This window comes from Sphingomonas sp. SORGH_AS_0438, from assembly GCF_031453475.1.
Taxonomy (GTDB): domain Bacteria; phylum Pseudomonadota; class Alphaproteobacteria; order Sphingomonadales; family Sphingomonadaceae; genus Sphingomonas.
On sequence record NZ_JAVIZS010000001.1, the window covers coordinates 2,421,597 to 2,436,522 of the forward strand.

General features: G+C 68.4%; 10 protein-coding genes. 2 read left to right on the plus strand and 8 right to left on the minus strand.

Going from position 1 to position 14,926, the window contains the following annotated elements:
- Positions 1-44: 44 nt before the first annotated feature.
- From QE452_RS11380 to uvrA, 5 genes are all read right to left on the minus strand, one after another.
- Positions 45-617, minus strand: a complete 573-nt coding sequence (locus QE452_RS11380; protein WP_309657751.1) for a sugar O-acetyltransferase — start codon at positions 615-617, stop codon at positions 45-47.
- A gap of 21 nt (positions 618-638) precedes the next feature.
- Positions 639-2,645, minus strand: coding sequence for a threonine--tRNA ligase (gene thrS, locus QE452_RS11385; RefSeq protein ID WP_309657750.1), 2,007 nt, complete (start codon positions 2,643-2,645; stop codon positions 639-641).
- Between the two features lie 89 nt (positions 2,646-2,734).
- Entirely contained in the window at positions 2,735-3,013 is a 279-nt protein-coding gene (locus QE452_RS11390; protein ID WP_309657749.1) for a type II toxin-antitoxin system RelE/ParE family toxin, read from the minus strand.
- On the minus strand, positions 3,010-3,186 hold the full coding sequence (locus QE452_RS11395) for a stability determinant (RefSeq protein ID WP_309657748.1): 177 nt from the start codon (positions 3,184-3,186) through the stop codon (positions 3,010-3,012). The genes QE452_RS11390 and QE452_RS11395 overlap by 4 nt, the downstream gene beginning before the upstream one ends.
- A gap of 54 nt (positions 3,187-3,240) precedes the next feature.
- Complete coding sequence (uvrA, locus tag QE452_RS11400; RefSeq protein WP_309657747.1) at positions 3,241-6,150, minus strand: excinuclease ABC subunit UvrA; 2,910 nt, start codon at positions 6,148-6,150, stop codon at positions 3,241-3,243.
- 173 nt (positions 6,151-6,323) lie between these two features.
- On the opposite strand from uvrA, the gene QE452_RS11405 reads away from it, so the two are divergent.
- Together QE452_RS11405 and QE452_RS11410 are read left to right on the plus strand one after the other, a co-directional pair.
- Positions 6,324-6,737, plus strand: coding sequence for a hypothetical protein (locus QE452_RS11405; protein WP_309657746.1), 414 nt, complete (start codon positions 6,324-6,326; stop codon positions 6,735-6,737).
- A 209-nt stretch (positions 6,738-6,946) separates the two neighbouring features.
- A complete protein-coding gene (locus QE452_RS11410; RefSeq protein WP_309730058.1) occupies positions 6,947-10,633 on the plus strand; it encodes a DNA methyltransferase in 3,687 nt (1,228 codons plus the stop codon).
- Here the strand turns inward: QE452_RS11410 and QE452_RS11415 are convergent.
- The 3 genes from QE452_RS11415 to odhB form a co-directional block, all read right to left on the minus strand.
- The gene (locus tag QE452_RS11415; protein WP_309657743.1) at positions 10,600-11,469 is read right to left on the minus strand and encodes a glycoside hydrolase family 16 protein; all 870 of its coding nucleotides are present in this window, start codon (positions 11,467-11,469) and stop codon (positions 10,600-10,602) included. The two genes, QE452_RS11410 and QE452_RS11415, sit on opposite strands and share 34 nt — an antisense overlap.
- Before the next feature lie 593 nt (positions 11,470-12,062).
- Positions 12,063-13,466: a dihydrolipoyl dehydrogenase gene (lpdA, locus tag QE452_RS11420; RefSeq protein WP_309657742.1), complete on the minus strand. Its 1,404-nt coding sequence runs from the start codon at positions 13,464-13,466 to the stop codon at positions 12,063-12,065.
- A 134-nt stretch (positions 13,467-13,600) separates the two neighbouring features.
- On the minus strand, positions 13,601-14,812 hold the full coding sequence (gene odhB / locus QE452_RS11425) for a 2-oxoglutarate dehydrogenase complex dihydrolipoyllysine-residue succinyltransferase (RefSeq protein ID WP_309657741.1): 1,212 nt from the start codon (positions 14,810-14,812) through the stop codon (positions 13,601-13,603).
- Between the last annotated feature and the right edge of the window lie 114 nt (positions 14,813-14,926).

Consider the following 14,926-nt stretch of genomic DNA (forward strand, 5'->3'; position numbering starts at 1 on the left):
CCGGCAAATATCCGCACCCTCCCGATGGCCCTTCGCGAAGTGGCTCAAGCGGCGGATATTTCCGCCCGCGGCGTATGGATTCGCGCCGGATTGCCGATGACCGTCGCGCCGGCCGGCACGTCGCGCGTCACCACGCTGCCCGCCCCGACGATCGCGCCGTCGCCGATCGTCACGCCGGGCAGGATCAGCGCACCGCCGCCGATCCACACGTCCCGCCCGATCGTGATTGGCCGCCCCCATTCCGCGCCGCCAGCCCGCTCCGCCGCATCGCGCGGATGATCGGCGGTCAATATCTGCACGCCCGGGCCGATCTGGGTCCGGTCGCCGATCGTCACCGCCACCACGTCGAGGATGACGCAGTTGAAGTTGAGGAACACGCCGTCCCCCAGGCGGATGTTATAGCCATAGTCGCAGTGGAAGGGCGGCCGGATCACCGTCCCCGCCCCCACCGCGCCCAGCCCCTCGGCCAGCAGCGCCGCCCGCGCCCCCGCCGGGGCGCCCAGCGCCGCCGCGTAGCGGACGATCCACTCTGCCGCCCGCGCCTGGTCGGCGACCAGTTCGGGATCGTCGGCGCGATACGGATCGCCGGCCAGCATCTTCTGCTTTTCGGTCCGCATCGCGCCCACGCCCCCGGCCCGTCAGCGCAGGTCGGGCGGGGTCGCCTCGACCTTCAAGGCCGCGATCGCCTCGTCCAGCGTCATGATCTCCTGCTGCTGGCTGCCGAGCCGGCGGATGGCGACCTTGCCCTCCTCCGCTTCGCGCTTGCCGACGACCAGCAGGTTGGGGACCTTGGCCAGCGAATGCTCGCGCACCTTGTAGTTGATCTTCTCGTTGCGGCGATCCGTCTCGACCCGCAGGCCCGCCGCGCGCAGCTTCGCCGCGACCGCCTCGGCATAATCGTCCGCATCCGACACGATCGTCGCGACCACCGCCTGCACCGGCGCCAGCCAGAGCGGGAAGCGGCCGGCATGATGCTCGATCAGGATGCCGATGAAGCGCTCGAACGTGCCCAGGATCGCGCGGTGCAGCATCACCGGGCGATGCCGGTTGCCATCCTCGCCGACATAGGAGGCGTCGAGCCGGTCGGGCAGCACGCGGTCCGACTGGATGGTGCCGACCTGCCAGGTGCGGCCGATCGCGTCGGTCAGGTGGAATTCCAGCTTGGGCGCGTAGAAGGCGCCCTCGCCCGGCAATTCCTCGAACTTCGCCTTGATTCCCTCGGGCAGGTTCGACGCCTGCACCGCGTCGCGCAGCTCCTGCTCGGCGATGTCCCACATCGCGTCGGAGCCGAAGCGCTTCTCCGGGCGCAGCGCCAGCTTCACCGCATAGTCGGTGAAGCCCAGATGCTCATAGACCGAATGGAGCAGCTCACAGAACTTGCGGACCTCGTCGACCAGCTGGTCCTCGCGCACGAAGATATGCGCGTCGTCCTGGGTGAACTGGCGGACGCGCATGATGCCGTGCAGCGCGCCATGCGGCTCGTTGCGGTGGCAGCAGCCGAACTCGGCCATGCGGATCGGCAGGTCGCGATACGACTTGATCCCCTGCTTGAAGATCAGGACGTGCGCGGGGCAGTTCATCGGCTTGAGCGCCATCAGGTCGGCCTCGCCCGACAGCACCGCGCCCTCATCCTCGGTATTGGGGATTTCGTCGGGGACGACGAACATGTTCTCGCGATACTTGCCCCAGTGGCCGGACTGCTCCCACTGACGCGCGTCCATCAGCTGCGGCGTCTTCACCTCGGCATAGTCGGCCGCGTCGAGGCGGCGGCGCATATAGGCCTCCAGCGAACGCCACAGCAGATAGCCCTTGGGGTGCCAGAAGACCGAACCCTGCGCCTCCGACTGGAGGTGGAACAGGTCCATCTCCTGCCCGATCTTGCGATGGTCGCGCTTGGCGGCCTCCTCCAGGCGGAAGAGATGCTGGTCGAGCTGCTTCTTGTTGAGCCAGCCGGTGCCGTAGACGCGGCTGAGCATCGCGTTCTTCTGGTCGCCGCGCCAATAGGCACCCGACACGCGCGTCAGCTTGAAGGCGGACGGGTCGAGCCGGCCGGTCGAGGGCATGTGCGGCCCCCGGCACATGTCGAGCCACTCGCCCTGGCGATAGATGGTCAGCTCCTCGCCCTCGGGCAGTTCGGCGGCCCATTCGGCCTTGAACGTCTCGCCCTGCGCGGTCCAGCGGTCGATCAGCTCCTGGCGGCTCCACACTTCGCGGACGAACGGCTCGTTGCGGGCGATGATGGCGCGCATCTCCGCCTCGATCGCGGGAAGGTCGTCATCGGTGAACGGCCGGTCCTTGGGCGCGAAGTCGTAATAGAAGCCGTCCTCGGTCGCCGGGCCGAAGGTGATCTGCGTGCCGGGGAAGAGATGCTGCACCGCCTCCGCCATCACATGCGCGAAGTCGTGGCGCGCCAGTTCCAGCGCGGCGGCCTCGTCCTTCATGGTGATCAGCGCGAGCTGCGTGTCGCCGTCGAAGGGCCGCGACAGGTCGCGCACCTCGCCATCGATCCGTGCCGCGATCGCCGCCTTGGCGAGGCCTGGCCCGATCGCCGCCGCGACATCGGCGGGGGTAGTCCCGGGCGCGACCTCGCGGACGGAACCGTCGGGAAGCGTGATGCGGAACAACTCGGCCGGATGGGCGGACATGATGACACTCGGTGGTTGGAGAGGGGGCCGAGGCTTATGCGACGCGTGGTGCGGGGGCAAGGGTGGAGGGGAAAGCTCTGGCGCCGGGCTCAGGGATATTGCTGGCGCGCGTGAAGAACAGCCAGGATTTCCACCACGTCCGCCGCCACCCGATATACAAGGATGTAATTGGGGTGCACGATCGCCTCACGTGTTCCCGACACGCGGCCAGGACGGTGAATATAGGGATGATCGGGCAGATGCTCGGTCATATGCTCGATCATCGCAAGAAGGCGATCGGCCGCCGTGATGTTGCGCTCGGCGATATAGTCGAAGATGTCGAGCAGATCGGTGACAGCCTCGTTCCGCCAAACGAGGGCGAGCGTCACTTCGAGCGATATCGACCAATGACGTGCGCCACCTTCGCCATCACCGCATCATGCGGCACCGTCTTCCCGGCGGCCGCGAGGGTCTTCTCGACCTTCGCGCGGAACCAGGCGTCATAGGCCGCCGCATCCTCGCTGGTGGCGAATTCGGATTCGATGGGAGACAGGTCGGTCATGCCGCGACCCTATCATATCGACGACATGGTGGAAGGGCGCGGAACACCCTCCCTTTACTCCGCGGCCTCCGCCTCGACTCCCCGTCCCTTCAACAACGGCGCGAGATACTTGCCCGTATAGCTACGCGGTTCCTTCACCACCTGCTCCGGCGTGCCGACCGCGACGATCTCGCCGCCCTTGACGCCGCCTTCCGGCCCCAGGTCGATGATATGGTCCGCCGTCTTGATGACGTCGAGATTATGCTCGATCACCACCACCGTATTGCCCTGCTCCACCAGCGCGTGCAGCACTTCGAGCAATTTGCGCACATCCTCGAAATGCAGGCCGGTGGTCGGCTCGTCCAGGATGTAGAGCGTGTTGCCCGTCGCGCGGCGGGCCAGTTCCTTGGCCAGCTTGACGCGCTGCGCCTCGCCGCCGGACAGGGTGGTCGCCTGCTGCCCGACCTTGACATAGCCCAGGCCGACCTCGACCAGCATCGCCATCTTGTCGCGGATCGGCGGCACCGCCTTGAAGAACTCGGCGGCATCCTCGACCGTCATGTCGAGCACGTCGGCGATCGAATGCCCCTTGAACTTCACCTCCAGCGTCTCGCGATTGTAGCGCGCGCCGTGGCACACGTCGCAGGTGACATAGACGTCGGGCAGGAAGTGCATCTCGATCTTGAGCACGCCGTCGCCCTGGCACGCCTCGCACCGCCCGCCCTTGACGTTGAAGCTGAACCGGCCGGGCTTGTAGCCGCGCGCCTGCGCCTCGGGCAGCCCGGCGAACCAGTCGCGGATCTGGGTGAAGGCGCCCGTATAGGTGGCCGGGTTCGATCGCGGGGTGCGGCCGATCGGCGACTGGTCGATGTCGATCACCTTGTCGAGATGCTGGAGCCCGGACACCTTGTCGTGCTTACCCGCCAGGATGCGCGCGCCATTCAATTGGCGCGCGGCGCTGGCGAACAGCGTGTCGATGGTGAAGCTCGACTTACCCGATCCCGACACGCCGGTGATGCAGGTGAAGGTGCCGAGCGGGATCGAGGCGGTCACGCCGGTCAGGTTGTTGGCGCGCGCATTATGGACGGTCAGCTTCTTGCCGCTGCCCTTGCGGCGCTTGGGCGGCACCGGCACCTCGCGCACGCCGTTGAGGTAGTCGGCGGTGATGCTGGTCTTGGACTTGAGCAGTTGCTTGAGCGTGCCCTGCGCGACCACCTGCCCGCCATGGACGCCCGCGCCCGGCCCCATGTCGATGACATAGTCGGCGGTGCGGATCGCATCCTCGTCATGCTCGACGACCAGCACCGTATTGCCCAGGTCGCGCAACCGGCGCAGCGTCGCCAGCAGCATGTCGTTGTCGCGCTGGTGCAGGCCGATCGACGGCTCGTCCAGCACGTACAGCACGCCCGACAGCCCCGAGCCGATCTGGCTGGCCAGCCGGATGCGCTGGCTCTCGCCGCCCGACAGCGTGCCGCTGGTCCGGTTGAGGTTCAGGTAATCGAGCCCGACATTGTTGAGGAAACCCAGCCGCTCGACGATCTCCTTCAGGATACGCTCGGCGATCGCACGCTGTTGGTCGCCCAGATGGTTGGGCAGATCGGTGAAGAAGGCCAGCGCATCGACCACCGACAGATGCGTCGCATGGCTGATGTCCTGCATCGCCACCTTGACCGCCAGCGCCTCGGGCTTGAGCCGCGCGCCCTTGCACACCTCGCAGGGCTGCGACGACTGGTACTTGCCCAGCTCCTCCTTCATCCACGCGCTCTCGGTCTGGAGCAGGCGGCGGTTGAGGTTGCCGATCACGCCCTCGAACGGCTTCTTGACGTCATAGCTCTTCTTGCCGTCGACGAAGGTCAGCGTCACCGCCTTCCCGTCCGTGCCGAACAGGATGACGTCCTGCACCTCGGGGTGCAGATCCTGCCACGGCGTATCGAGGCTGAAGTCATAGGCCTTGGCCAGGCTGCCCAGCACCTGCATGTAATAGGGCGACGGCGGATTGGACTTGGCCCAGGGCACCACCGCGCCCTTCTTGATCGACAATTCATGATTGGGGACGACCAGATCCTCGTCGAAGATCAGCTTCTCGCCCAGGCCGTCACAGGCCGGGCACGCGCCCTGCGGCGCGTTGAACGAGAAGAGCCGGGGCTCGATCTCGGAGATGGTGAAGCCGCTGATCGGGCAGGCGAACTTCTCGGAGAAGACGATACGGCCCGGCGGCGCGTGATCGCCCAGCACTTCGGACTTGGGGGTATGCGGCTCGACCGGATCGGCGGGGTCGACATAGGCCAGGCCGTCGGCCAGCTTCAGCGCCGTCTCGAAGCTCTCCGCCAGCCGCGTCGCGATATCCTCGCGCACCACGAGGCGGTCGACCACCACCTCGATATCGTGCTTGTACTTCTTGTCGAGCGTCGGCGCCTCGTCGATCTCGTGGATCGTGCCGTCGATGCGGACGCGGGTGAAGCCCGCCTTCTGCCACTCGGCCAGTTCCTTGCGATACTCGCCCTTGCGGCCGCGCACGACGGGGGCGAGCAGATAGAGGCGCGTGCCCTCGGGCAGGGTCAGCACCCGGTCGACCATCTGGCTGACCGTCTGCGCGGCGATCGGCTCACCGGTCGCGGGGCTGTACGGCACGCCGACCCGCGCCCAGAGCAGGCGCATGTAATCGTAGATCTCGGTGACGGTCGCCACGGTCGAGCGCGGGTTGCGGCTGGTCGTCTTCTGCTCGATCGAGATGGCCGGCGACAGCCCCTCGATATGATCGACGTCCGGCTTCTGCATCAGCTCCAGGAACTGGCGCGCATAGGCGGACAGCGACTCGACATAGCGACGCTGCCCCTCGGCATAGATGGTGTCGAAGGCGAGGCTCGACTTGCCCGATCCCGACAGGCCGGTGATGACCGTCAGCGTGTCGCGGGGAATGTCGATATCGACATCCTTGAGGTTGTGCTCGCGCGCGCCGCGCACCGAAATCTGGGTCAGGGACATGGGCTTGGTTCTACTTCCGTTCCGCGCGGGAGGCTAGTGCCAGGAGATAGGAAGCAGGACGCGCCACCGCCAGCGGGGTTGCGTCGGATCGATATCGCCGCCGCCCGCCCCTTGTCAGCGGATGGCGAAAGGACCATCTGTGTTGCAACGCTAATACACATGCGGAGCCGGCCATGGGCAAGAAGAAGAAGCACAAGCAGAAGTACGACCACGCCGGAAAAGGCGCGTCGTCCCAATCCGGCCTGCCGCCGCAGGTGGCGGGTGTCGCCGCCGCCCTGTCGCGCCATCTGTCCAGTCCGGAGGGCCGCCACCTGCTCGCGACCGGCCTGACCATGGCCGCCGCCGCCGCCAGCGCCGCGCTGACCCGCCCGGCCGCGCAGAGCGCGCAACGCCCGCCGGAACCGCCCCGCCCGCCCGAGCCGCCCGTACCGCCGCAGCCAGCTGCTGAAGCGTCCGCACCACCGCCCCCGCCCCCGCCGGAGCCGCCACAGGGCACCACCAAGGCCCCCGACGCGCAGGTCATCGCCAATGTCATCGGCGACGTGGCCGACCAGATTTTCGGCAAGCTGTTCGCGCACCGGAAATAATCGTCTCTCGGCCCACCCCGTGCGGGAGGCCGGAACGCGCCTTTCCACACCGCGCCCCCTGCCGGGGATGAATCGAACCCGTCGATGCATCCGGGATGGAGTCGAAACCGACTTGCGTCCCGGAGGCTGCCCCGGAACGGAGCCATCCGCGCTCGCACCCGTGACGGCCGCGCGCCACCACCGCCGGCCCGAACCGGGAGGCGGGTGCGATGGCCGAGACCGCGATCGAGTGTTTCATCGAGCGCTGGCGGCGCAACGAAGGCGGGGCCGAGCGAGCCAATTTCCCGCTGTTCCTGACCGAATTATGCGCGCTGCTCGACCTGCCGCCGCCCGATCCGGCCGACGCCACTCGCACCCATAACGACTATGTCTTCGAGCGCGCGGTCGACGAGATCGCGCCCGACGGATCGGTCCGCCACCGCCGCATCGACCTCTACCGGCGCGGCTGCTTCGTACTGGAGGCCAAGCAGAGCCGCGAGCGGGGCGGCGCCAAGGAGGTTCCGCTGGACTCCGCCCCCGCGACGCTGGCGGGCCTGGAGCCGCCACGCGGCCGGCGCAGCGCGCATCGCGGCTGGGACGTGCTGATGCGCAACGCGCGCGAGCAGGCCGAACTCTATGCCCGCTGCCTGCCGACCGATCATGGCTGGCCGCCCTTCCTGCTGGTGGTCGATGTCGGCCATGCGATCGAGCTGTTCGCCGACTTTTCCGGCCAGGGGAAACATTACCGCCAGTTCCCCGATCGCGCCGGCTTCCGCATCTATCTCGACGACCTGAAGACGCCCGCGATCCGCGAACGGCTGCGCGCGCTGTGGCTCGATCCCTTCTCGCTCGATCCCGCCCGCCATGCCGCGCGCGTCACCCGCGACATCGCCGGACGCCTCGCCAATGTCAGCCGCTCGCTGGAGGACCGCGGCCATGCCGCCGAGCCGGTCGCGCATTTCCTGATGCGCTGCCTGTTCACCATGTTCGCCGAGGGGCACACATTGCTCGCCAGGGGCAGCTTCTCCGGCCTGCTCGCCGCGTCGATCGCCGCGCCGGAGGGCTTCCCCGCCCTGCTGGAGGAATTGTGGCGGGCGATGGATGTCGGCACCTATTCGGTCGCGGTGCGCGAGAAGATCCGGCGCTTCAACGGCGGCCTGTTCGCGGACGGCGTCGCCCTTCCGCTGACCCGTGCGGAGATCGGCGAACTCCATGCCGCCGCGCTGCACGACTGGCGCGACGTGGAGCCGGCGATCTTCGGCACGCTGCTGGAACAGGCGCTCGACACGGACGAACGGCGGCGGCTGGGCGCGCATTATACCCCGCGCGCCTATGTCGAGCAGCTGGTCACCGCCACCATCCTCCAACCCTTGCGCGACACATGGGAGATGCAGGTGCTGGGCGCGGTGGAGCGGCTGCGCCTGACCGACCTGCCCGCCGCGATCCGCGCCGTCCACGACCTCCACGAGACCCTGGCCGGCATCCGCGTGCTGGACCCCGCCTGCGGCACCGGCAATTTCCTCTATGTCGCGCTCGAACTGATGAAGCGGCTGGAGGGCGACGTGCTGGAGGTGCTGGCCGATCTCGGCGGGCAGGAGGCGTTGCAGCTGGAGACTGCCACCGTCCATCCCCGCCAGTTCCTGGGGCTGGAGCTCAACCCGCGCGCCGCCGCCATCGCCGAACTGGTGCTGTGGCTGGGCTATCTGCAATGGCAGTTGCGCAATCGCGGCGTGATCGCCGATCCGGTGCTGGAGCGGCTGGACAATATCGCCGCGATGGACGCCGTGCTGGCCTGGGACGGACCGCCCGCCGCCCGCCGGCCGCGCCGCCCCGACTGGCCGGCGGCGGACTATATCGTCGGCAACCCGCCCTTCATCGGCGGCAAGGATCTGCGCGACCGGTTGGGCGACGCCTATGCCACCGCGCTGTGGCGGGCGCATCCGCAGATGAACCCGTCCGCCGACTTCGTCATGTACTGGTGGGACCGGGCGGCGACCCTGCTGACCGAGCCGGACGCACGCCTCAAGCGCTTCGGCTTCGTCACCACCAATTCGATCACCCAGGCGTTCAGCCGCCGCGTGATCGAGCGGCACATGGCGGCCGATCCGCCGGTCGGCCTGGTCCTGGCGATCGCCGACCATGCCTGGACCAGGGCGACGCCCGACGCCGCCGCCGTCCGCATCGCGATGACCGTGGCGCAGGCGGGGCGGCCGGAGGGCGTGCTGCTCTCCGTTCTGGCGGAGGCGGATCTGGACAGCGATACGCCCCGCATCGACCTGGGCGGCACCCGTGGCCGGATCCATGCGGACCTGACGATCGGCACCGATCTCGCCGCCGCCCGGCCTTTGATCGCCAATGACGCGCTGTGTTCGCGCGGCATGTCGCTGCACGGCGCGGGCTTTCTCGTCTCCCATGCCGAAGCGGTCGCGCTGGGCCTCGGCCGGCGCGCGGGGCTGGAGCGGCATATCCGCCCCTATCGCAACGGCCGCGACCTGATGGGCGGGTCGCGCGACCTTTGGGCGATCGACCTGTTCGGGCTGGAGGACGACGCGGCGCGGCGGCGCTTTCCGGAGGTCTACCAGCATCTGCTCCGCACCGTCCGGCCCGAACGGGCGGGCAACCGCCGGCCCGCCTATCGCGACCGCTGGTGGATCTTCGGCGAGCCCGCGCCGCGCCCTCCGCCCCGCGCTAGAAGGGCTGGGCCGCTACATCGTCACGGTGGAGACGGCGAAGCACCGCCTCTTCCAGTTCCTGGACGGCGGCGTCCTGCCCGACAACAAGCTGATCTGCATTGCCAGCGACCAGGCCCGGCATCTGGGCGTGCTGCAATCGCGTGTCCATCGCGCCTGGTATCTGGCCCATGCCGGGATGATGGGCGTGTACGACCGTCCCGCCGTCTATGCCAAGACCAGCAGCTTCGACCCCTTCCCCTTCCCGCCCGACGACGACGCGACCGATGCCGCCATCGCCGCGCTGGCCGAGGAGATCGACGCGATGCGGCGCGAGGTGGTCGCCGCCCATCCCGACCTGACGCTGACCGGCCTCTACAATCTGCGCGAACAGGTGATGCTGAACAGGCCGCTGACCCGGTTGCAGGAGGATCGCCGCCAGCGGGGCCGCATCGACATCCTGATGGAATTGCACGACCGGCTCGATCGCGCGGTGGCGACGGCCTATGGCTGGCCCGGCGATCTGGACGATGCGGCGATGGTCGCGCGCCTCGTGGCACTGAACGTGGCGCGCCGTGCCGAGGAACGACGCGGGCATGTCCGCTGGCTCCGCCCCGACTGGCAGCGTGCGGCGGCGGGGGCCGCGATCCCACCCCTCCATCTGGTATCGCCGGACATGGAGCCTGCCCGCCCCGTCCCGACACGATCGCCCAAGCCCGTCTTTCCGCGCGACGCGATCGGCCAGACCGCGCTGGTGCTTGCCGCGCTCCGCATGGCCGGCGAGCTGGATGCGGCGACGATCGCGCGCGGCTTCGCGCAGGGGCGACGGATCGAACGGCGCATCCAGGCGACGCTGGAGGCGCTGGTCCGGCTCGGCCATGTCTCGGTCGAGCGCAGCGGCTATCGCTTGCGGCGGATCGCCTGATCCTTGCCGCGCCAGGCCAGCGACTGCCGGTTCATCGCCGCCAGGTCGGCGATACCGTCGCGCACCGCCTCCGCCAGCGTCACCGCGCGGGCCAGCACCGCGTCATCGGCATGGGCATAGGCCGGCCGCCCGGCAATATGATCGTACCAGCGCCCGCCACAGGCCTGGTCGAGCAGGATTCGCTGGAAACAATGATCGGCCCGCACCGGCCAGCCCCGCGGCCCCGCCAGTGCCGGCAGTTCGTCGCGGGTCAGCGCCAGCCAGCGCGCCTCCAGCGCGTCACGCTCGACTATCGCCTGGGCTCCTGCCAGACGCGGACATAATCCACCTCCATGGCCTGGGGCAGCGCCGCATCGTCGATCCCCTTAGCCCCGCCCCAGTCCCCGCCGATCGCCAGGTTGAGGATCAGGTGGAACGGGCGGTCGAACGGCCATGCCCCTCGCCCGCCCGGCTGGTCGTTGCGCACGCGCATATAAGCGCGGTCGTCGACACCGATCGTGATCGAGTCCGGCCGCCAGTCGAGCTGATAGCGATGGAAGGCCGAGCAGGCGGTCGGCAGCGGCAGCTGCGCGCCGCGCTGCGTGCCCTTGGTATGGACGAACAATTCCGTATGGAGCGTCGCGTGCACCACCTCCGGCTGCCAGCCGACCGCCTCCATGATGTCGATCTCGCCCGCCTTGGGCCAGGGGGCCTGCTCGTTCGGCATCATCCAGATCGCCGGCCAAGTGCCAAGCCCGCAGGGCAGCTTGGCGCGGATCTCGTAGAAGCCATAGGTCCAGCCCGCCTTGCCGGCCGTGTCGATCTTGGCGGAGCTATAGGCCTGCCCGCCATAATCGGCGGCCCCGGTCACCCGCTCCTTGCGCGCGGTGATGACCAGCCGGCCATCGGCGACGCGGGCGTTCTCCGGCCGGTCGGCGGCATAATATTGGCGCTCGTTGTTATACCAGCCCTGGCGATTGCGGCTGGTATCGTAGCGCCACTTGGACGGGTCGAGCCGCGTTCCGTTGAACTCGTCCGACCAGACCAGCCTCGCGTCCGCCGGCCGAGTCAGCGGCGCATCGACCCGGTAATTGCTCGCCCCCAGCCCCGCCGGCGGATCGGCCATCGCGCCGACCAATATGGGAAGCGCGAGCGCGGCGAGGCGGAAGACCGGATGCATGGCGGCAATAGGCCATGATTGTCCTTGCCAGGCAATGGGTTGGAGGGTGGTAGCGGGATGTGCCGCACGGTCGCGGGACGCGTGATCGCTCTATTGTGATGGCGTCCTCGCGACCCCACCCCAGCGAAGGCGAGACCTCTGCGACAATCGCTATCGTGCTCCTGCGGACGCAGGAGCCCAGGGACAAGAATGCCATTAGACGTTGTTGTGCTCGGCTCTGGAGCAGGACTGACAATGGGTCGCCCCACGCCGTCATTGCGAGCGCAGCGAAGCAATCCAGGGCGTCATGCGCGGACGTGGATTGCTTCGCTGCGCTCGCAATGACGATTTCAGGTCCAGACCCTGCATCGGGTTCCAGGTTCCTGCCTCGTCAGGGGCACAAGCCTGTCCGGCCGGTTTGCCCGACCTTCGCGGAGGTTCTGCGGAAGCCGGGATGACCTATCCGAAAGAGGCCATCATTCCGTTGAGAATCGAACAGCCTTCCAGTGAATAATGGCGAACGCGGCGGCCAGCCTCCCTACGATCCCCCATACGACAAAGGGGTGCCACCGGCCACGACCGGTGACACCCCTCATGAAAGCCGGAGCAGCGGATCAGATGTGGATCGGCTTGCCCTGCACCGCCATCGCGGCTTCCTTCATCGCTTCCGAATGGGTCGGGTGCGCGTGGCAGGTATAGGCGATGTCCTCGCTGGTCGCGCCGAACTCCATCGCCTGCGCCGCCTGCGCGATCATCGTGCCGGCGAGCGACGAGACGATCCACACGCCCAGCACCCGGTCGGTCTGGGCATCGGCGATGATCTTGACGAAGCCGTCCGTGTCGCGGTTCGTCTTGGCGCGGCTGTTCGCCATGAACGGGAACTTGCCGACCTTTACCTCGCCCTTGGCCTTGGCGGCCTCCTCGGACAGGCCGACGCCGGCGATTTCGGGCATGGTGTAGACGACCGAGGGGATGACGTCGTGATTCACGATGCCGGTCTGCCCCGCGATATTTTCCGCCACCGCGACGCCCTCGTCCTCGGCCTTGTGCGCCAGCATCAGGCCGGGGGCGACGTCGCCGATCGCCCAGATGCCGGGCACGTTGGTGCGGAAGTCATGGTCGATGCCGACCTGGCCGCGCTCGGTCAGCGCGACGCCGGCCGCCTCCAGTTGCAGCCCGTCGATGTTCGGCTTGCGGCCGATCGCGACCAGCACCGCATCGGCGGCCAGCACCTGGCCCTCGCCGCCCGCCGCCGGCTCGACCTGCACGCTGGCCCGGTCGCCCTCGACGGTCACGCCGGTCACCTTGGTGCCGGTCAGCAGCTCCATGCCCTGCTTCTTGAACAGCTTCGCCGATTCCTTGCGGACCTCGCCGTCGAAGCCGGGCAGGATCTGGTCGAGATACTCGACCACCGTCACCTTCGCGCCCAGACGCCGCCAGACCGAGCCCAGCTCCAGCCCGATCACGCCGCCGCCGATCACCACCAGATGCTCGGGCACCTTGGGCAGCGCCAGCGCGCCGGTCGAATCGACCACGACCTTCTGGTCGATCTCGACGCCGGGCAGCGGAGTCACCGACGATCCCGTCGCGATCACGATGTCCTTGGCGGTGACGACCTGCCCGCCGATCTCGACGCGGTGCGCGTCCTGGAAGGCGGCACGGCCCTTCAGCCAGGTCACCTTGTTCTTCTTGAACAGGAATTCGATGCCGCCGGTCAGCTCCTTGACCGCCTTGGCCTTCTCGGCATGCATCTGGTCCAGGTCGAGGCTGACGCCCTGGATGTTGACGCCGAACTTCGACAGGTGACCGCCGGTCGCCTCCTCATAGAGCTCGGACGCGTGCAGCAGCGCCTTGGACGGGATGCAGCCGACGTTCAGGCAGGTGCCACCCAGCGTCTCGCGGCTCTCGGCGCAAGCGGTGCGCAGACCCAGCTGCGCGGCGCGGATCGCCGCGACATAGCCGCCGGGGCCGGCGCCGATCACGAGGACGTCATAGTCGTAGGTCTGTTCGTCGGCCATTTTCTATCTCCTCCCCGGCGCAGGCCGGGGTCCAGTTGGGGGACATATGGGAAGAGCGTGGCGCGTCGTCACCGCCGCCTTCCCAACTGGGCCCCGGCTTTCGCCGGGGTGGTTTGAAGTTTACGCGGAAAGGATCAAAGGTCGATCAGGATGCGGGTCGGGTCCTCGATCGCGTTCTTCAGCGCGACCAGGAAGGTCACCGCCTCGCGACCGTCGATCAGGCGATGGTCGTAGCTGAGCGCGAGGTACATCATCGGACGCACCACGACCTGGCCACCGACCACGACCGGCCGCTCCTCGATGCGGTGGAGACCCAGCACCGCCGACTGGGGCGGGTTGATGATCGGGGTTGACATCAGCGAGCCGAACACGCCGCCGTTCGAGATGGTGAAGGTGCCGCCCTTCATCTCGTCCATCTTCAGCGTGCCGTCCTTGGCGCGCTTGCCGAAGTCGCCGATCGTCTTCTCGATGCCGGCGACCGACAGGTCCTGCGCGTCGCGGATCACCGGCACGACCAGGCCGTTCGGCGCGCTGACCGCGACCGAGATGTCGGCATAGTCGTGATAGACGATCTCGTCGCCCTCGATCGAGGCGTTGACCGACGGGATGTCCTTCAGCGCCATGGTCGCGGCCTTCACGAAGAAGCCCATGAAGCCCAGGCGGACGCCATGCTTCTTCTCGAACAGGTCCTTGTACTTGGCGCGCGCGGCGATCACCGCGCTCATGTCGACGTCGTTGAACGTCGTCAGCATCGCGGCGCTGTTCTGCGCTTCCTTCAGGCGCTTGGCGATGGTCTGGCGCAGGCGCGTCATCTTGACGCGCTCTTCCTTGCGACCGCCCGTCGCAGCAGCAGGCGCAGCGGCCGGAGCCGGAGCCGGCGCCGATGCGGCGGCGGCCGGCTTGGACGAGGCGGCGGCGGCGACGTCTTCCTTGGTCAGGCGGCCGTCCTTGCCAGTGCCGGTGATCGTCGAGGGATCAACGCCATGTTCCAGCACCGCACGACGCACCGAGGGCGACAGCGCGGCGGCGGCGGCGCTTGCCGGGGCGGCGGCGGGCGACTCGGTCACGGCGGGCTGCGGCGCCGGGGTCGGCGCGGCGGCGGCGCTGCCGCCGGCGTCGACGGTCGCCAGCAGCGCGCCGACCTGCACCGTGTCACCGACCTTCACGGCATGTTCGCCCATCACGCCCGCGACCGGCGAGGGCACTTCGACCGAGACCTTGTCGGTCTCCAGGCTGGCGATCGGCTCGTCGGCGGCGACCTTGTCGCCCGGCTGCTTCAGCCATTCGCCGACCGTGGCTTCGGTGATCGATTCGCCCAGCACGGGGACGAGAACTTCGGTGGCCATCTTCGCTGCTTCCTTCCACCCGGCGGAGGGTCCGGGTCCAGTGGCGCAAACGCCGGATCGTCCGGCCGTTACGCGGGATGAGATAATGGGCCGGCCGGGTCTATGCCACGGCCG